The following is a 17,870-nucleotide window of genomic DNA, read 5'->3' as shown; positions in this document are numbered from 1 at the left end:
GGGGGCTGTGGGGAAACTGGGTACCCGGTGACGACCTTGGTGAGCTAGTCTCTTACCTAGAATATCTAGGTACGGGCGGCGGGGAACGCCCCCGGCGGAAAAGCGGAGGTCGTTCCCATGGTCAGAGCCGGCCTCACACCCGACCGCATCACCGCAGCCGCCGCCGACCTGGCCGACCAGGTCGGCTTCGAGAACGTCACGCTGTCCGCCCTCGCCCGCCACTTCGGCGTCAAGGACGCAAGCCTGTACTCGCACGTCAGGAACCTCCAGGACCTGCGCACCCGGATGGCGTTCCTGGCCGGCGGCGAGCTGATCGACCGCATCGCGGCCGCGGTGGCCGGGCGGGCCGGCAAGGATGCGCTGGCCGCGTTCGCCGGGGCCTACCGGGAGTTCGCGCTGGAGCGGCCCGGGCGGTACGCCGCCACTCAGATCCGTATCGACCAGTCCGTCGTCGCCGACTCCCCCGAACTGCGCCGCACGGCCGAGATCACCTACGGCATGCTCCGCGCCTACGGCCTGGAGGAACCGGACCTCACCGACGCCGTACGCCTGTTGCGCAGCACCTTCCACGGCTACTGCGCCCTGGAGGCCACCGGCGGCTTCGGCGCCCCGCGCGATGTGCAGAGGTCCTGGGACCAGGCCGTGGACGCCCTGCACATCGCGCTCGAACACTGGCCCCGCGAAGGGGAGAACGGGGAGAAGAACCATGACTGAGCTCCTGCATTACGACGTCGACGGCGACGGGCCCGTCCTGCTGGTCGTCCCCGGCGGCGCCGGGCACCCCATGGGGTTCGACAAGCTGACCGACGCACTCGCCGACCGCTTCACCGTCGTGACGTACGACCCCCTCGGGCTCGCCCACGGGCGGCTCGGTGAACCCGTCGTCGACCAGCGGGTGGCGGAGTGGAGCGACGGGGCGCGGCAGGTGCTCGACGAGGTCCTGCCGAAGGGCGAATCCGCCTGCGTCCTCGGGACCAGCTCCGGCGGTATCGCCGCCCTCGACCTGCTCGCCCGGCATCCCGAGCGGCTGAGCCACGTCGTCGCACACGAGCCGCCGTGCGTGGGGGTGCTGCCGGACGGGGCCCTGCAGCAGGCCGTGTTCCGGGAGGTGTACGACACTTATCGCGCCGCCGGGCTACCGGCGGCCGCCGTCCGGCTGGGCGCCGCCCTGACCGGGCAGGAGGCAGCAGAGCCGACGGGCGGCCAACCCCTCTCCCGGAACGAGGAGTTGGCCAGCCCCATGGCCCTCTTCCTCGCCCACGTCCTGCGGCAGTTCTCCTCCTACGCGCCCGACCTCGCCGCCCTGGCCGCCTCCCCCGCCCGTCTCACCCTCGCCGCCGGCTCCGACTCCCGCGGTCAACTCCTCCACCGCACGGCCGAGTTCCTCGCCGAGCGCACCGGCAGCCGCTTCGTCGAGTTCCCCGGCGGGCATGTCGGTGTGGCCGAACATCCCGTCGCCTTCGCCGAGTTGCTCGCCGAGACCCTGTCTGCGGGCGACGGCCCACGAGCCCCGCTGACCACTTAGGCGCCCGCCCGCTTAGACTGGAAGCTTCGGGGGAGGGAGCGCGCCTTGTCTCAACAGCAGCTGGGACGCGGTCCCTTGAGATCGGACGGCACCGCACCGGAACCCGGCGGGCCGACCGAGGCCGCACGGTTCGTCGGCTGGCTGGGAAGCCTCGGGTGCGCCGCCGCCGGGTACGCCGTGTTCCAGTTTCTGTTCGGGGTGCTGCCCGATTCTCTTGGCGGGGCGGCTGCCAGGTATCTGGTCGCCGGGGTCAGCGGGATCGGGACCGGCGTGGCCACCTGGCTGGCGGCTGCACTGGTCCGGGCCCGTGCGGTGACGGCCGGGCCCGGCGCAGGAACAGCCGTCGTCGTGGCGCCGGCTGCGCCCGGTCCTCTCCCGCAGCTCTTCGCCGCCGCGTACGGCACACTCGCCGACAAGGTGTGCGTGGTCGACGACCCGGACCGCGGCCGCCTCACCGGCTGGTCGCACTCCCTCGGCGAGAACAGCCCGCCCCGCCCCACCTCCGTCGGCACGGCGTACGGCCTGCACATCATGCTCGACTTCGGTGTACCCGACGGGCGGCTGCGCACCGGGGATCTCGTGGACACGCTGTGGCGGCTGAGGCTGCCCGGCGGGGGCTGGTCCGCGCGGTCGCAGGGGGCGGAGGCGCGGCCCGAGGTCACCGCTCTGGTGCTGGGCGCGCTGGCCCGTGCGGGGGCGTCCGGCGAGCGGCTGACGGAAGAGGTGGGCCGTTGCACGGCCGGGTTCACGCGCGAACTCGACCGCGCCGGGCGGGAGTCGACCCATGTCGTCACGACCGTGCTGCGCGGGCTCCTGCGCGCCGCGCCCGACTCCACCGTCCTGCCCGTGCTGCGCGAGGCCCTGGTGGACGGCGCGATCAGCGACCCGCGCCGTGAGCACCTGCGCTGCTGGAGCTACCGTCTCGATCCGCCGTACGGAATGCCCTCCGCACTGCACACGGCGCAGGCGGTCGTGGCCCTCGACCGGGCCGCCCGGGTGCTGGCCGAGCCCGAGGGCGCGGGAGCTCGCTCCGCCCGCGAGGACGGCGTCCGCTGGCTGCTGGCCTGTACGAGCGCGGCCCACACCCGCTGCCCGGACCTGAGGAACCTGCGCGAGGAGGTGCGCCGCCCCCGCACCGACGACCCCTCACGCCACGAGGTGCTGAACGTACGGCACTTCACCGCATCCTGGGTGCTGCGCGCCCTGATGACCCCGGGCGCCAGGGAGGTCGCGGCGCAGGACGGGCTGGAGGAGGCGTGGCGGGAGCGGCTGGACGGCGCGGCGGCCGCGGTATGGGCCGGGCAGACGGACGGCATCTGGTCCTGGGGCCGGTCCGACAGCAGTGAGCTGCGCCATCCCATGTGGATGACCTATCAAGGTCTTTCGGCGCTGCGGGCACATGCCGTATGGATGTATCGACCGGACGAATGACAGGAAGAATGACCGGAAGAATGAACCGAGAGCAGTGAGCCAAAAACTGTGAACCGGAAGCAGTGAACCCGGAGGTATGTGTGCATGGGCGGTCGGCAGGTTCTGGCGGCGCGACGACTGCTGGCCGGGGCACTGGACGGTGAACTGCCCGAGCACGAACTGGTCGCAGCGGCCCGTTTCGTCGTCACCGAACTCGGTTCGCCCGAGCGGTTGTTGGAGCTGATCGCCGAGCTGGCCTCCGGCGAGGGCGATCCTGCAGGGTGTGCCCGGCTCTCGTACCGGCATGTCCTCGGCTTCGACAAACTGCTGCTGATCGACGGCGGCCCGCGGCACATGCTGCGCGCCCATCTCTGGCACCCGGGCGCCGCCGCGGTCGGCAAGGAGGACATCCACAACCACCGTTCCCCGCTTGCCTCTTATGTCGTACGCGGGCGGCTCGCCATGGAGTTGTACGACGTCGAAGGCGGCGCCGGCGACGGGATCCCGGCCGCGCGGTACGAGGAGTCGCTGCAGGAGGGCTCGGCGGACTGGCTGCTGGAGGCGACCGGTCCGGCACGGCTGCGGCTGACGCATGTGGGGCAGTACGCGGCGGGCAGCGCATACGCCCTGCCGGCGCACACGCTGCACCGCGCCTGGTGCGACACGGACGTGCCGACGGTGACGCTGTTCCTGGAGACGGGGAGCGAACGACGGCTGCACACCGATGTGTTCACCTCGGCGGGCCCGCACCCGGGCGCCGTGCCGAAGGTGCCGCTGGCGGTGGACGACTATCTGGGTGCGCTGAACGGACTCGCCGAACTGCTCAGGAGTTCATGAAGGCCTGGTCCACGATGTCGAGGTTGTACTCGTCGATGTCGACCGTGGTCAGTTCGGAGCGCGCGAGCCAGGCGTAGGACTGGTCGGCCCGGGGCAGGCTGATCTGCTCGCTCAACGGCCTGACCAGGAAGTTCTCCTGCCAGTTCTTGATCTCGTAGCCTCGGTACTCACTGACGAAGGATGACTCGCCGACCTTGCGGACGACCTCCCCGAGGAGCCCCGTCTCCTCCTTCAGCTCCCGCAACGCACCGTCACGGGCCCTCTCGTCCGGATCGAGCTTGCCGCAGGGAACGCCCCACACTCCGGGCAGGAACTTCTCCGTCTCACTGCGGCGGACCAGCAGCACCCGGCCCTCGTCGTCCATCACGACGGCAGCCGCCAGCCGCTTGTCGCCGGGGATGTCCATGTCCATGGTTCCTCGGTCCCTCGCCGGAGATGAGTCCAAAGGGTCTGATACCCACGAAAGCATCCACAGTACCGCGCAGTCACCGCGTTCCGCTGTGAGCCGGATCGCTCCGAACACGGTCCGGACGGATGAACGGGTGAAATGGGCTGCTCCATGAGGGGTGTTGTGCGCGGCTGTCGAGCATGAGACGGACGCCGCTCCTCGATCATCTCCGCGTCGGCGCTCGGCCGACTCTGAGACGAGGAGGTCCCGATGTCGGATCGGAAGGTTTCCCGGAGGCGGTCGGGCGGGCGGCTCGCCAGGTGGGCCACGGTCTGTGCGGGGCTCGCCCTGACACTGGCCGTGGGGCAGCAGGGCGCGGCGGTCGCGGCCGACAGCCCCGCGCCTCCGGCCCCGCCGCGGAACATCCTCGCCCTCCCGGCGGCGGGGATCGGCGGGCTCGTCAACCCCGAGGCGCCACCGGCCGGGGCGAACGACTGGAACTGCAAGCCCACCCGTGAGCATCCGCGCCCGGTCGTCCTGCTGCACGGGACCTGGGCGAACGCCTATCTCAACTGGGGCATGCTGTCCCCGTACTTGAAGCAGCAGGGCTACTGCGTCTTCGCCGTCAACTACGGCGGGGCGCCCGGCAGCCCGCTCAAGGCAACGGCACACATCCCGGACTCCGCCCGGCAGATCGCCGCCTACGTCGACCGTGTACTGAAGGCCACCGGCGCCCGCCAGGTCGACCTCGTAGGGCACTCCCAGGGCGGCGGTCTGACGCCCCGCTGGTATCTGCGGTTCGCGGGCGGCACGAACCCCGCGCACCCGAAGCGGAACAAGGTGCACAGCCTCATCGGTCTGGCACCCTCCAACCACGGCACGACCGCTTCCGGCCTCGGCACGCTGAGCACCGAGCTGGGTCTCAACCAGCCCGTCTCCCTCGTCCTCGGCCAGGCGTACGCGGACCAGATGGTCGGCTCCGAGGTGAACAAGACGCTGGACCGGGACGGGGACACGCAGCCGGGCGTCTCCTACACCGTCATCACCACCAAGTTCGACGAGGTCGTCACCCCGTACACGCATCAGTTCCTGGCCGCGGGACCGGCCGCGACCGTCAAGAACATCTTGATCCAGAACATCTGCCCCCAGGACTTCTCCGAACACGTCTCGATCGCCTACGACTCCAACGCCGCCCAACTCGTCCGCAACGCCCTCGATCCCGCCCACGCCCTGCCCGTCCAGTGCGGCCTCACGCTGCCCGTGCTCGGCGGCTGAGCCCCGCCACGACGCCCGCCACGACGTGATGCCCGCCGCCCCGGGAAACCGGGGCGGCAACCTTTTGATCGCCCGGCAGCGACAAGGGGACATGACATCTGCAAGAGGTACGACAACTCACCGCCGGGTCCGGGCCGCCCGTAAGCCCGTCATCGCCGGACTCGCCGCGACGGCCGCGCTCGTCGGCGCCTGGTACGCCACCGCCGGTGCCTCGACGACCGCCGCCCCCGACCTCGCGGTCAGCACCACCTCGGTGAGCCTGTCGGCCAAGTTCCCCTATCTGTCCGCCGGTTACAACAACACGCGCGAGTGGACGCGGACGGCGACCGCCGTCGCCCCGAACGGCACCCTGCGCGTGGCCTGGCCGGCCTCCGACGGTGTCCATGTCACTCCGCTGACCTCCGCCGGGAAGCGCTCGGGTGCGGACACCGTCGTCAAGGGCGCCAAGGAGGTCGGCGGGCTCGTCGCGCACAACAACGGATTCGCGCTGCTGACCCGGGTCGCCGACACCAACAAGTGGCACGACACGGCGGCCGCGATCGTCCGCTACACGGGCGGCAGGCAGAGCTTCCGCACCAAGCTCACCGGCACCTCCTCGCACGACACGTCCCCGACGCTGGACGGCCAGCTGACCTGGAACGGCTCCAAGTACGGCGCGTACTTCGTCGTGCACGGCGCGGGCGGCTTCGCCGACGGGCACTACGGCGACAAGCTGTCGTACATCAGCGCCAAGGGCTCGAAGCTGAGCGGCGGTTGGGACTGGGGCTGCAGCCACAACGAGGGCATCGCGCTGCACGCCGAGAAGTCCGGCGCCTTCACCTCCCTCTGCTTCGACGACTGGCGCTCGGGCCTGTTCGTGTCGACAGGCATCGCCGCCCCGGACGTGGCGCCGGTCGTGCAGCGCGAGCAGTGCTGGGCGGGCTACTGCGGCGGTACGTTCCCGAGCCGCACCGGCGACCTGGTGAGGTCCTCGACCGGCCGGTACGCCACCGCCTTTGCCTCCCGGGGCGCGGCCTCCGCGAAGAAGAACCCCGCCGACTCCTCCGGCCGCGGCTGGTCGGTCACCCCGAGGACCAGCACCCACCAGGTGGCGGTCGCCTTCCTGAAGAACCGCAACTCCGGTGCCGGCAAGGCGATCTACCTGACCGGCGCCAAGGGCACGGAACACGTCAACGTCCATCTCGCCCCGTACGGCAAGGACAAGCTGCTGCTCTCGTGGGAGTCGCTGAACAACGCCAAGTGCAAGGCGGGCACCTGCACCGGCACCTTCGCGGGCACGCATCTGCGGCTCATCGACTGGAACGGGAAGTTCCAGAGTGCGGACAAGGTGGTCCAGGCCCGGATCACCGGTGATATCGCCGTCTCGGCGAACGGGGCGCTGACCTGGGCGTACGTGCCGGTCACCCCGTCGTACGCGAGCGCACTCAACGGCGCCTCCCCGACCTCGAAGACGCTGAGGATCGCCCGGCTCACGCCCTGACGCCGACGACGGGGCCTAGGACAGCCGCTCGGCCATCCAACGCAGCACCTCCTCGGGGAGGGCGGGATGGCCGGCGGCGGTGCGTGCCGTGTCGGGGTCGCGCAGCAGGCGGGTGAGGACTTGGGCCGGCAGGTCGGGGTGCCGTACGACCGTGTTCCGTATGTGGTCGACCGGATCGTCGAGGAGCCGTACCGCCGAGGCGGCCGTCAGCCGTGGGTCGGTGGCGGCACGCAGACGTAACCGGGCCCACTGTTCGGGCGTCAAGCGCTGCTGGTCGGCCGCCGCCGACCGGATCTTCCAGTCCGGATGACCTCTACGACCATCTCGGCCCCGGTTCCTCCCAGGAGAACCCGCACTTCAGGCCCCCCACTCCACCGCACCAGCAGCTCTCCGCCGTCGTCCGCCCGCACACTCACCGCCTCCCGCAGCGGCACCGCATCCGCGTCCCCGGTCAGCCGAGCCAGCGCGACGAAGAGCGTGTCGGCGTCACCGGTCACTCCGGTCAGCGCGTCGGTGAGCCCGAAGGCCGGCAGCAGCTCGGCCCGCACGCCCTCCGCCGCCGCCCACCCCGTCACCCGTACCGCCGTCCCAGGCTCCGCCCCCGCGACCAAATGGGCCCGCACCTCCACGGCCCCGCGCACCAGCACCACACTGGTCACCCGGGCGCCGCCACCCGCCGTGTGCCGGGAGGCCACCCACCCCTCGCCCACGCCCAGCGGCTCGATCTCCGTCCGGCTCGGATCGTCCCCGACGACCACGCTGTTGTCGTACGCCGCCGAAGGCGACGAAGAGGGCTCCGTCACCGTCGAGTACGCGAGCCGCGTGTAGTACGGGTCGTAGCGGACATCCTCGCTGCCGTGGTTGTGGAGGCGGACGATCCCGTCCGAACTCGTGGACTGCAGCAGCCAGTTGGGGGGTCCGACCGGCGTCACCGCGTCCGCGCGCTCCGTCGGCCCGGGCTCCTCCTCCGCCGTCCACACCGCATGGTCCGCCGGCAGCAGCAGTCCGAGGAAGCCCTTGCTCGCCCAGTACGGCGACGCAGGCCCCGAATAGCCTTGCAGGACCGCCGGGTCGGGGCCGTGCCAGCCGAGGGTCAGCAGACCGTGGGAGTCGACCGCGCCTCGATCCAGGAAGTACTTCAGCGCCCCGGAGGCCAGCCGTCGCGTCTCTCCCGGCGCCAGCGGCGTGTGTCCCGTCAGCGCACCCAGCCACTGCGGGACCGTCGTCGCGAAACGGTAGGTGAGGGAGCGGCCCTGGTGCATCGGGGCGCCGTCGCCGCCGAACAGGCGGGCGTAGTCCTCCAGATGGCGGGAGAGCCTGCTCCCGTACAGGTCCAACAACCGGTCGTCATCCGCCAGCCACGCGTGCAGCACCGGGTACAGGTGCATCGCCCAGCCGTTGTAGTAGTCGAACTTGCGGCCGTCGCCGTCCGTGTACCAGCCGTCGCCGACGTACCACTGCTCGATCCGCTCCAGGCCACGGTCGATCGCCTTGCGCGAAGCGTCCGTTTCGTAACCGATTTCGTTCAGGAATCCGCCCACCGTCACCGGGAACAACTCCCAGTTGCAGGGCCAGGCTTCGGCGGTCAGCGCATCCCCGAGCCAGGCGGTCGCCCGCTGCCGTACGCCGTCGTCGAGTCGGTCCCACAGCAGCGGGCGGGTCAGACGCAGCGCGAGGGCGATCGACGCCGCCTCGACCAGGGGCTGACTGCGGTCCTCGATCCGGGGCCAGACGCCCGCCACGCCGGCCGCGAGTCCGTCGGCGTAGCGCTCAAGTGCGGTCTCGTCGCGGCGGAAGGCCGCGGCGAGCAGCGTACGGGCGTAGCCCTCCAGGCCGTCGGAGAGCCGGCCTGACCAGCTCGTCCGGTCGCCGGGGAGGTGGTAGAGCGCACCGCCCTCCGCAGCGTACGGCTCGACCGCGGCGAGCAGGGCGTCGGCGGCCGCCTCCCAGTGGGCGCGGCCGTAGCCGGTGCGCGGGCTGAGGGTGCGGTCGTCGGGGGGCAGCTGCATCGGCTCTCTTTCGGGACTTGCGGCAACGAACGAAAGGTGAGACCTGGGGCGCCCCGGTTCCGGTCGAGACGCCCCAGGGGTTCATCCCACCCGCATCTGGCCCCTGGACACCAGATGCTCGGCGACAAGCGCGTCGCGGACAAGTCCCGCGTAGACCGTGGCGCCGTGGACGGAGGTGTGGGTGTTGTCCTTCTTCTCGTTGTAGAGATAGATCGCCTTGGAGCCCTCGACGCCCAGGGACTCCACCAGCGCCTTCGTCTTCGCCGTCAGGTCGATCAACGGTACGTCCTCGGCGGCGGCGACCGAACGGATTACAGCAGGATGGTCCACACCGAGGCCATTGACCAGCAGTGCGGTGTTGTTGTTCAAAGTGCCGTCGGCATTGAACCAGCGCCGCACGATGGGAGTCACCAGGACCGGGTCCCCGCCTTTCTCCCGTACACCCGCCACCAGGGTCTCCAGATTCGTGCGGTATGTCGCTTCGTCCGTGGTCTTGTCGTTGTGCGCTAGCTGGATGAGCACCAGGTCGCCGGGGCGGATCAGCGGCTGGACGGTGGCCCAGAGCTGCGGGTTCTGCAGATATGTCACCGTACTCTCGCCGGAATCCGCGTAGTTGGCGACGGAGACGCCCTTGCGGAGGTACTGCGGCAGCTGCTGGCCCCAGCCGGAGTAGGGGTCGGCGGGCTGGTCGCAGACCGTGGAGTCGCCGATCAGGAGGATCTGGCGGGCGTGCCGGGCGGGCGTGACGCGGATGTCGGCGAGCGCGGGGGCCGAGCCGCCAAGTGCCAGGTCCAGGCCGGGAGTTCCGTCCGGCCCCGTCGGCTCGCCCTCCGGCGTGCGGACGTTCACGGTGAAGCTGCGGGCCACCTGCTCGCCTGCCGCGACGGGCGTCTCGGGCAGCAGGGAGCGCCGGGTCTCGCCGCTGATGCTCGTACTGGAGTCGGCCTGGCCGCCGAGGAGGACCCGCACGTCGTACGTGCCGGGCGGGACGTCGAAGTGACAGGCGCCGGCGGTGCAGTTCGCGAGTCCGGAGGACCGGGTTCCGTCATGGGCCTGGGCCGGCATCGCGGTCAGGCCCGCCCCCAGCGTGAGTGCCACCAGCACGGCGAGATTGAAACGTCTCATGAACGGCTCCTCGAACAGGTCGGCAAGGCCTGGCGGCAGGGACCGTACCGCTCCCCGCAAGCGCTTTCTAGTCTTTGGACTGATTTCACAAGATTGCCAACCTCGTGCACGCGAAAGCCCTTTCGCGAAATCGATTCAACTGTCACTCTCACAACCACTCGCACCCCCACAGCCCCGAAGGAGGCACCCCCATGTCCGAACCCGTGAACAGACCGGTCGGCCGCCGTACCTTCGTCCTCGGCACCGCTGCGGCCGCCGGTACGGCCGCCCTTGCCGGCCCGCTCGCCTCATCCGCGTCCGCCGCGAGCTTCGGCTACTCCGACGACGGCTCGAACTACGTCGTCGACACGGGCGCCGGCCTGGTCTTCAAGGTCAGCAAGACCAACGGCGACCTGACCTCGCTCGTCTACAAGGGCACCGAGTACCAGGGATACGGCGGCAAGAACTCGCACATCGAATCCGGTCTGGGAACTTCCACAGTCACCCTCAAACAGTCCGGTTCGACGATCCTGATCTCCGTCGCGTACGGCACGCTTCTGCACTACTACGCGGCCCGCAGCGGCGAGAACAACGTCTACCTGTGGACCAACAAGGCCGACGACTCGGTCAGCGCGACCCGCTACATCGTGCGCGTCAAGGCGGGCATGTTCCTCAACGACGAGCCCGACTCGTACACCTACGCGCCGACCACCATCGAGGCCTCGGACGTGTTCGAGAAGTCCGACGGCCAGACCCGCTCGAAGCACTACTCGAAGCTGCGGGTCATGGACTACGACTACATCGGCTGGTCGACGGGGAGCGTGGGCCTGTACGTCGTCCGCTCCAACCACGAGAAGGCCTCCGGCGGCCCCTTCTACCGCTCCCTCCTGCGCCACCAGAGCGCCGACGGCGGCGGCCTGTACGAGATCCTCTACTACGGCGAGAACCAGACGGAGGCCCAGCGCTTCGGCCTCCAGGGCCCCTACGTCATCGCGTTCACGGACGGCGGCGCTCCCTCCTCCTCCCTGTACCACGCGAACCTCACTACCTCGTGGGCGGACTCGCTCGGCATCTCGGGCTACGTCGCCGCGAGTGGCCGCGGCAAGGTCGCCGGCGTCGGGATCACCGGGCGGAACACGGCGTTGCCGTACACCGTCGGGCTCGCCAACTCGGCCGCGCAGTACTGGGGTTCGGCCCGCTCCTCGGACGGCTACTTCTCCGTCCCGGGGGTTCTGCCGGGAACGTACGCACTCACCGTCTTCAAGGGTGAACTGGCCGTCTACAGCAGCTCGGTGACGGTCACCGCGGGCGGCACGACGACCCTCAACACCATCGCGATCCCGTCCTCCAACGACCCGAGCAACGCGAGCGCGATCTGGCGCATCGGCGACTGGAACGGCTCGCCGAGCGGGTTCAAGAACGCGGACCTGATGACGTACGCGCATCCGTCCGACAGCCGGGCCGCGTCCTGGACCGGAAACGTCGTCATCGGCAGCGGCACCGAGACCTCGGCCTTCCCCTGCTACCTCTGGAAGGACGTCAACAGCGGCATCATCGTCTACTTCAAGCTGACGGCCGCCCAGGCCGCCGCCGCGCACACCCTGCGCCTCGGCGTGACGACGGCCTACGCGAACGGCCGGCCGCAGGTCGTCGTCAACGACACCTGGACCTCCGCCGTCCCCTCGCCGCCCTCCCAGCCGAGCACACGGTCGCTGACCGTGGGCTCGTACCGGGGCAACAACAACACGTTCACCTACAGCGTGCCGGCGTCCGCCTGGCTGACGGACACCGGCGCGTACAACACGCTGAAGATCTACGTGGCGAGCGGCTCGGGGTCGACGTCCTTCCTCAGCGCGGGCACGTCGATCGACGCGATCGATCTACTGGCCTGAGGTCGACTTCGACCTGAAGTCAACTCCCGCGCGTCCACTGCTGGTTGGTTCCTCCGTTGCAGGTGTACGTGATGATCGCGGCGGAGTTGGCGGTGGACGCGCCGGACACATCCAGGCACTCGCCGCTCGCACGGGACTTGATGTTGGCGTAGGAGCCGGAAGTGGTCAGCGACCACTGCTGGGTGGTGGCCGTACTGCTGCAGTTCTCCTGGGTGACCGTGCTCGCGTTCTCCTGCACGCACAGGGAGCTGTTCCTGACCACCAGCTGGTAGTAGCCGCTGCCGACGGACTTGAACCAGTACTTCTGGTTGTTGCCGCCGTTGCAGTCGTACTGCTTGATCTGCGCGCCCTGCCACAGCGACTGGCTGGTCACATCGGCGCATTTGCTGCTGTGCCGGGCGATGAGTGTGTTGTACGTGGCGCTGGTGCCGGTGACGGTCCCGGCGGCCGTGTCGACGGTGACCTCCGGGGACCAGGACATGGACATGGAGGTGGAGCTCGGGAAGGTCAGCGGCAGCCAGACGTAGCGGGAGTCGTTGACGGTGCCGCCGAAGGAGTTGCCCCAGCGGTCGCCCATGTAGAGGTACGAGGTGCCCGAAGTGCCCTGGACGGGCAGGACGTACGCGGTCTGCGAGCCGAAGGCCGTGGAGTCGCCGACATTCGTCATCGAGGTCCACGGGCCGGAGAGGCTGGTGGCGGTGGCGTACTGCTGCTGGTTGGGGTTCCAGCCGGTGGCGGCCGAGGTCAGCATGAAGTAGACGCCGCCCCGCTTGAAGAGGGCCGGTGCCTCGCGGTGGCCGCCCGGCCAGGGGTTGGCGACCAGGCTGTCGATGCCGGTGTAGTCGGCGGTGAGCCTGTAGATGTGCAGGTCGTAGTTCTCGTTGGCGGCCGAGACCATGTATGCCGTGCCGTCGGTGTCCACGAACGTGGTGATGTCCCGGGACATGTACTGGCCGAGCGGCTGGAAGCTGCCCTGGTAGGTGTAGTTCCCGTCGACGGTGTCCGAGACGGCGACGGCCGCGCGGGCCTGGCTGTAGTCGACGCCGTTCTCCTTGTGCATCCACATCACGAACTTGCCGGTGGAAGCGTTGTAGATGACTTTCGGACGCTCGATGTAGGCGGTGCCGAGCTCGGAGGCGGAGGACTGGGTCAGGACGTGGTTTCTGAACTCCCAGTTCTTCAGGTCGGTGGAGCGGTAGGCGTCCACGTACTTGAAGGTGTTGTCGGAGTTGCGGTCCTCGCCGAACCAGTAGTAGTACGAGCCGACCTTGATGACGCCGCCGCCATGGGCGTGGACGGCATTGCCCGAAGTGTCGGTGAACTGAACGCCGTTGGGGATGGTCTGGGCGGCCGCCTGGACCGGTCCTGCGGTCGCGAGGGCGCCGAGCAGGCCCAGACAGAGGGCGAGCAGTACCGCGTACGCACGTCTCATCTCACGCACTCTCCTTCGCGGAGTCGGCCGCCGTGCCGGCGACCGTGTCGGCCACGGGGATACCGAAGTGGGGGGTGCCGTCCGGGTTCCAGCCCAGCTTCTGGATCCGGGTGTGGCGGTTGGGGTCGTGCAGCGGGTCGCCGGTGATCTCCTTGTACTGGCGGGCGTGGTAGACGAGGACGTCACTGCGCCCGTCCTCGGCGACCGTGAAGCAGTTGTGGCCGGGGCCGTACTGCTTGGTGGTGTCGTTGCTGGTGAAGACGGGGACCGGCGACTTGGACCAGTTGGCGGCGTCCATCAGGTCGGCGTTCGCGTCGACGGTCAGCAGGCCCATGCAGTAGTGGTGGTCGGTGGCACTGGCGGAGTAGGAGAGGAAAAGACGGCCGTTGCGGGCGAGGACCGCGGGGCCCTCGTTGACCTTGTAGCCGACGGTCTCCCAGTCGAACTCGGGGGTGGAGAGCCGGACTTGAGGGCCCGTCAGGGTCCATGGGTTCGCCATCTTCGACAACCACAGTGCGGTGTTGTTGTCCTGGCCGGGCTCGTGCTGGGCCCAGACGAGATAGCGGGTGCCTCGGTGGGTGAAGGTGGTGGCGTCCAGGGAGAAGGTCTCCCAGGCGGTCTTCACCTGCCCCTTCTCCACCCAAGTCCCCTTGAGGGGATCGGAGTTGGCGTTCTCCAGGACCCAGATACGGATGTCCCACACGCTCTCGGCGGGCGCGGAGGCGAAGTAGATGTACCACTTGCCGCCGATGCGATGGATCTCCGGCGCCCAGATGTGCGCACCCATGGCACCCGTGGCGTGCTTGGTCCAGATCACGGACTCGGCAGCGGTCGCGAGGCCGTTCACGGTGCGGGAGCGGCGCAGGATGATGCGGTCGTACTCGGGGACCGTGGCCGTGAAGTAGTAGTGGCCGTCGGCGTGGCGGTGGATGTAGGGGTCGGCGCGCTGACGGACGAGCGGGTTCACGAACGGGGTGGACTTTTTCGGACTCGGGGCGGCTTCGGCGACTGCGGGGGTCGCGGCGAGGGCGCCCGCGGCCAGGGCGCCTTTCAGCAGCAGTCGTCGTCGGGAGAAGTCGGGGGCGCGGCTCATGCGGACTGCCTCTCGGGTGGGTGTCCTGAGAGCGATGTTCGGTATTGAGAACATCTGTTGTTATTGCGAACAGCCGAAAGGTAAGGCTGGGGAACGAGGAGGTCAACGGGTCGGACGGGAAAGGGGAAGGCGCTTTCTTTTCCTGCCGATTTTTTGTTATCGGCGCTCGCCCCGCCCGTCTCCGATCACGTGCGCAGCCATACCCACAAGACAGCAGCCGTCGCCGGAGCCCTCGCGGCGGTCGCCGCCCTGCTCGCCATCGGTCACCCCGCCGCGGCCGCCGGTACCCGTGACGTCACCGCCGACGTGCTCGCCGACCGGGACGTGACGCTCGCGGGCGACACCGTGGTCACCGTCCCGTCCGGGACGACGACGTACGACGGCGTGTTCCACGGCGAGGGCACGCTCACCGTGCGCGGCGGCGGGACACTGGTGCTCACCAAGGACAGCGACTTCACACTGCCCAAGTCCCGTCAGCGGCAGGTCGTGAGGACGCAGGGCGGCAACCACCCGTACACCACGGTGACCAACCCCGACCCGCCCGCGATCACCGTCGAGCGCGGGGCGACGCTGCAGTACGGCACGGGTGGCGGCACGGGACTGATCGGCCACTTCCCGTACAACACGCCCGGCTACCAGCTGAACCAGCTCAACGTCCGGGTCGACGGCACATTGACGCTGTCGCTGACCCGCACCTTCAACATCGGCACCATCAGCGGCTCGGGCCTGGTCACCCAGCCCCGCAACATGTGGGGCACCCTGGACCTGGCCGGTACGCACCCCTTCTCCGGGGTCATCGACAACGGCACGGGGATGGCGGTCGGCCGCCCCGAGTACCCGGTGGCGCTGCCGGCCGCCCGTGCGATCGTCAACCAGGGCTCCTGGATCATCGACACCCCGCTGTACCAGACGATCAAACTGCGCCAGAACTTCTACCAGCGCGAGTACGGCAGCGACGTCAACGTCCACACCCGGCCCGGCAGCAAGGTCGTGCTCACCGGCCAGTACAGCTACAGCGACCGGGGCGGCGACACCAACCCCTCGCTCAGCGATCCGAGCCTCAACTGGCATGCAATCGCCCACCAGTTGAACAAGCGGGGCACCAACATCGAGGGCGCGGACGTGTACTGGGGCGACGGGACCACGCACAAGATCTTCATGCCGGGGACGAAGGACACCGTCTACATCAACCTGCACGAGGCGAGCGGCCGCCGCTCGAAGCTGACCTTCGACTACAACGGCCCCGTCACGCTCGGCGCCCCGATCGGCGGCGGCAGGTACCACGACACCCTCGCCGCGCCCGGCGCCGGGGACGTCGTCATCGCGGGGACGCGCGGGAACGACGTGACGTTCGCGGCGAAGCAGTACTACGACGGCTCCACGACTGTGGAGAAGGGCGCGGTGCTGCGGCTGGGTCTGGGGTCGTCGGGCAGCGGCGACGGCTCCCTGATGACGGGGACGGCGGGCCGCCGGGTGGTGAACGACGGGACGCTGGTCGTGCAGAACGTGTCGACCGGCGTGTCGCTGTCCCGGATCAGCGGGTCGGGCGCGTTCGTCCAGTCGGGCGCCGCGACCTCGACGCTGACGGGGAGTGCGGTGACCTACACCGGCACGACGACCGTCAAGAAGGGCACACTGGCACTGCGCGGCGGGGCAACTCTCGCTCGCAGCAAGGCGATTCGGCTGACGTCGGCCGGGGCGCGGCTGGATGCGGGGGCGGCCGGGCTGCGGGTGGCGACCTCGCTGTCCGGCAAGGGCACGGTGAAGGGGGCGGTGACCAACGACGGGGTGGTTGCGGGCGGGGTGACCGTCGCCGGTGCGTACACGCAGAGCGGGAAGGGCGAGCAGGTCCTGGGCGACAGCCCGTTGAAGGTGACCGGTTCCTCGGTCCGCTTGGCGGGCGACCTGGACCTCTCGGCCGCCGGGACCAAGCCGGCCCGGAAGATCACCGTCCTCGATCACGCGGGACAGTCGAAGACCATCGGCACCTTCAAGGGACTGAAGGAAGGTGCCCGCCTGAAGCTCGCCGACACGATGTACCGCATCAGCTACCGCGGCGGCGACGGCAACGACGTCACCCTGACAGCGACCACATCAAGCCACTCCACCGCCGCCGCGCACCCGGACACGGCGGCGTCCGGCGCGAAGGCGGCCGCCGACCCCCGCACCGCCAGCACCGCGAGCAGCGGCCTCGGTTGGTGGCCGTACGTGCTGGCGATGGGGCTGCTCATCGGGCTCGTGATCCCGGCGGTCAAGCGCGGACGCAAGGGTGGGCGGAGGGGCGGGCGGCATGCGGCGCAGGGTTGAGGCCTGCCCGGCCGTCACACCGGCACTTCCGCTCCTGAAGCCGGCGTGCCACATGTTGGGCGATCTGTTCATGTACTGGACATAGGCGGCCGCCGTCCGCCCCTTCGACTAGCGTCATGACATGACCAGCGACACCCCTTCCTCCCTCGCCCAGGCCCTCGCCGCCGGAACCGTCGTGCTCGACGGCGGCATGTCCAACCAGCTGGAGTCCGCCGGGCACGACCTGAGTGACGAGCTGTGGTCGGCGCGGCTGCTCGCCGAGCGGCCCGCGGCGATCACCGCGGCGCATCTCGCGTACTACGAGGCAGGCGCGGACGTCGCGATCACCTCCAGCTACCAGGCCACGTTCGAGGGCTTCGAGAAGCGCGGGATCGGTCGCGAGAAGGCGGCCGAACTCCTCGCTCTGAGCGTGGAGTTGGCGCGGGAGGCGGCTCGGCAGGCGCAGGCGAAGGGGGTCGCGCGACCGCTGTGGGTGGCGGCCTCGGTCGGTCCGTACGGGGCGATGCTCGCGGACGGGTCCGAGTACCGGGGGCGGTACGGGCTGAGCGTCGACGAGCTGGAGCGCTTTCACCGGCCCCGTCTGGAGGTGCTGGCCGCGGCCGGTCCCGATGTGCTGGCGCTGGAGACGGTGCCGGACTCCGACGAGGCGCGGGCGCTGCTGCGGGCGGTGCGGGGGCTTGGCGTCCCCGCCTGGCTTTCGTACACCGTGGAAGGCGATCGCACCCGTGCGGGACAGTCGCTGGATGAGGCGTTCGGGCTGGCTGCCGACGTGGACGAGGTCATCGCGGTGGGTGTGAACTGCTGTGCGCCGCAGGATGTCGACGGAGCGGTCGAGACGGCGGCCCGTGTGACCGGCAAGCCGGTCGTCGTCTACCCGAACAGCGGCGAAGCCTGGGACGCCGAGGCCCGTGCCTGGGCCGGGCGCTCGTCCTTCACGCCGGAAGAAGTCATCGGGTGGCGGGAGTCGGGGGCGCGGCTGATCGGCGGGTGCTGCAGGGTGGGGCCGGGGGCCATCGCGGGGATCGCGGGGGCGTTGCGGGGCTGAGCCGGTTCGCCTTCTCGCCGTAGGGCTTTTGTTGGCTTGCGGCTGCCGCTTTTCGGTGGTTGCTCGCGCAGTT

Annotated in this window: 15 protein-coding genes; 9 read left to right on the top strand and 6 right to left on the bottom strand. The window is 69.9% G+C overall.

What is annotated here, in order from left to right; translation table 11 throughout:
• Positions 1 to 117: 117 nt before the first annotated feature.
• The 4 genes from P2Q00_RS19840 to P2Q00_RS19825 all read left to right on the top strand — a co-directional run bounded on the left by P2Q00_RS19840 (position 118) and on the right by P2Q00_RS19825 (position 3,772).
• Positions 118 to 714: a TetR/AcrR family transcriptional regulator gene (locus P2Q00_RS19840; protein ID WP_275773924.1), complete on the top strand. Its 597-nt coding sequence runs from the start codon at positions 118 to 120 to the stop codon at positions 712 to 714.
• Positions 707 to 1,525, top strand: a complete 819-nt coding sequence (locus P2Q00_RS19835) for an alpha/beta fold hydrolase (protein WP_275773923.1) — start codon at positions 707 to 709, stop codon at positions 1,523 to 1,525. Before P2Q00_RS19840 ends, P2Q00_RS19835 begins: the two co-directional genes overlap by 8 nt.
• A gap of 45 nt (positions 1,526 to 1,570) precedes the next feature.
• Positions 1,571 to 2,956, top strand: a complete 1,386-nt coding sequence (locus P2Q00_RS19830) for a hypothetical protein (RefSeq protein WP_275773922.1) — start codon at positions 1,571 to 1,573, stop codon at positions 2,954 to 2,956.
• A gap of 84 nt (positions 2,957 to 3,040) precedes the next feature.
• On the top strand, positions 3,041 to 3,772 hold the full coding sequence (locus tag P2Q00_RS19825) for a hypothetical protein (protein ID WP_275773921.1): 732 nt from the start codon (positions 3,041 to 3,043) through the stop codon (positions 3,770 to 3,772).
• Here the strand turns inward: P2Q00_RS19825 and P2Q00_RS19820 are convergent.
• On the bottom strand, positions 3,759 to 4,178 hold the full coding sequence (locus tag P2Q00_RS19820; RefSeq protein WP_275774030.1) for an NUDIX hydrolase: 420 nt from the start codon (positions 4,176 to 4,178) through the stop codon (positions 3,759 to 3,761). The genes P2Q00_RS19825 and P2Q00_RS19820 overlap by 14 nt on opposite strands.
• 252 nt (positions 4,179 to 4,430) lie before the next feature.
• Between P2Q00_RS19820 and P2Q00_RS19815 the strand changes: the two genes are divergently transcribed.
• A complete protein-coding gene (locus tag P2Q00_RS19815; protein WP_275773920.1) occupies positions 4,431 to 5,435 on the top strand; it encodes an esterase/lipase family protein in 1,005 nt (334 codons plus the stop codon).
• 91 nt (positions 5,436 to 5,526) lie between these two features.
• A complete protein-coding gene (locus tag P2Q00_RS19810) occupies positions 5,527 to 6,915 on the top strand; it encodes a hypothetical protein (protein WP_275773919.1) in 1,389 nt (462 codons plus the stop codon).
• Positions 6,916 to 6,930: 15 nt separating this feature from the next.
• Here the strand turns inward: P2Q00_RS19810 and P2Q00_RS19805 are convergent, their stop codons facing one another.
• The 3 genes from P2Q00_RS19805 to P2Q00_RS19795 form a co-directional block, all read right to left on the bottom strand.
• Entirely contained in the window at positions 6,931 to 7,179 is a 249-nt protein-coding gene (locus tag P2Q00_RS19805; RefSeq protein ID WP_275773918.1) for a hypothetical protein, read from the bottom strand.
• Positions 7,176 to 8,924 carry a DUF2264 domain-containing protein gene (locus P2Q00_RS19800; protein ID WP_275773917.1) on the bottom strand — a complete coding sequence of 583 codons (1,749 nt, stop codon included), beginning with the start codon at positions 8,922 to 8,924 and terminating at the stop codon, positions 7,176 to 7,178. Before P2Q00_RS19800 ends, P2Q00_RS19805 begins: the two co-directional genes overlap by 4 nt.
• A gap of 81 nt (positions 8,925 to 9,005) precedes the next feature.
• A complete protein-coding gene (locus tag P2Q00_RS19795) occupies positions 9,006 to 10,049 on the bottom strand; it encodes a rhamnogalacturonan acetylesterase (RefSeq protein ID WP_275773916.1) in 1,044 nt (347 codons plus the stop codon).
• Between the two features lie 191 nt (positions 10,050 to 10,240).
• Between P2Q00_RS19795 and P2Q00_RS19790 the strand changes: the two genes are divergently transcribed.
• Entirely contained in the window at positions 10,241 to 11,920 is a 1,680-nt protein-coding gene (locus tag P2Q00_RS19790; protein ID WP_275773915.1) for a rhamnogalacturonan lyase B N-terminal domain-containing protein, read from the top strand.
• A gap of 19 nt (positions 11,921 to 11,939) precedes the next feature.
• Here the strand turns inward: P2Q00_RS19790 and P2Q00_RS19785 are convergent, their stop codons facing one another.
• Entirely contained in the window at positions 11,940 to 13,352 is a 1,413-nt protein-coding gene (locus tag P2Q00_RS19785; RefSeq protein ID WP_275773914.1) for an RICIN domain-containing protein, read from the bottom strand.
• A 1-nt stretch (position 13,353) separates the two neighbouring features.
• Entirely contained in the window at positions 13,354 to 14,445 is a 1,092-nt protein-coding gene (locus P2Q00_RS19780) for a glycoside hydrolase family 43 protein (RefSeq protein WP_275773913.1), read from the bottom strand.
• A gap of 189 nt (positions 14,446 to 14,634) precedes the next feature.
• Between P2Q00_RS19780 and P2Q00_RS19775 the strand changes: the two genes are divergently transcribed.
• Both P2Q00_RS19775 and mmuM read left to right on the top strand, forming a co-directional pair.
• Positions 14,635 to 16,752 (top strand): autotransporter, encoded by a 2,118-nt coding sequence (locus tag P2Q00_RS19775; protein WP_275773912.1) that lies wholly within the window; start codon positions 14,635 to 14,637, stop codon positions 16,750 to 16,752.
• A gap of 121 nt (positions 16,753 to 16,873) precedes the next feature.
• On the top strand, positions 16,874 to 17,797 hold the full coding sequence (mmuM, locus tag P2Q00_RS19770; RefSeq protein WP_275773911.1) for a homocysteine S-methyltransferase: 924 nt from the start codon (positions 16,874 to 16,876) through the stop codon (positions 17,795 to 17,797).
• Positions 17,798 to 17,870 lie beyond the last annotated feature (73 nt).

Source organism: Streptomyces coacervatus (genome assembly GCF_029223485.1).
Taxonomy (GTDB): domain Bacteria; phylum Actinomycetota; class Actinomycetes; order Streptomycetales; family Streptomycetaceae; genus Streptomyces; species Streptomyces coacervatus.
This window is presented reverse-complemented; position numbering and strand designations above follow the sequence as displayed.

Excerpts from the sequence above, each read along its gene's own strand:
- P2Q00_RS19840 (WP_275773924.1), top strand. The coding sequence starts at position 118 with ATGGTCAGAGCCGGCCTCACACCCGACCGCATCACCGCAGCCGCCGCC.
- P2Q00_RS19835 (WP_275773923.1), top strand. The coding sequence starts at position 707 with ATGACTGAGCTCCTGCATTACGACGTCGACGGCGACGGGCCCGTCCTG.
- P2Q00_RS19825 (WP_275773921.1), top strand. The coding sequence starts at position 3,041 with ATGGGCGGTCGGCAGGTTCTGGCGGCGCGACGACTGCTGGCCGGGGCA.
- P2Q00_RS19820 (WP_275774030.1), bottom strand. The coding sequence starts at position 4,178 with ATGGACATCCCCGGCGACAAGCGGCTGGCGGCTGCCGTCGTGATGGAC.
- P2Q00_RS19815 (WP_275773920.1), top strand. The coding sequence starts at position 4,431 with ATGTCGGATCGGAAGGTTTCCCGGAGGCGGTCGGGCGGGCGGCTCGCC.
- P2Q00_RS19810 (WP_275773919.1), top strand. The coding sequence starts at position 5,527 with ATGACATCTGCAAGAGGTACGACAACTCACCGCCGGGTCCGGGCCGCC.
- P2Q00_RS19800 (WP_275773917.1), bottom strand. The coding sequence starts at position 8,924 with ATGCAGCTGCCCCCCGACGACCGCACCCTCAGCCCGCGCACCGGCTAC.
- P2Q00_RS19795 (WP_275773916.1), bottom strand. The coding sequence starts at position 10,049 with ATGAGACGTTTCAATCTCGCCGTGCTGGTGGCACTCACGCTGGGGGCG.
- P2Q00_RS19790 (WP_275773915.1), top strand. The coding sequence starts at position 10,241 with ATGTCCGAACCCGTGAACAGACCGGTCGGCCGCCGTACCTTCGTCCTC.
- P2Q00_RS19785 (WP_275773914.1), bottom strand. The coding sequence starts at position 13,352 with ATGAGACGTGCGTACGCGGTACTGCTCGCCCTCTGTCTGGGCCTGCTC.
- P2Q00_RS19780 (WP_275773913.1), bottom strand. The coding sequence starts at position 14,445 with ATGAGCCGCGCCCCCGACTTCTCCCGACGACGACTGCTGCTGAAAGGC.
- mmuM (WP_275773911.1), top strand. The coding sequence starts at position 16,874 with ATGACCAGCGACACCCCTTCCTCCCTCGCCCAGGCCCTCGCCGCCGGA.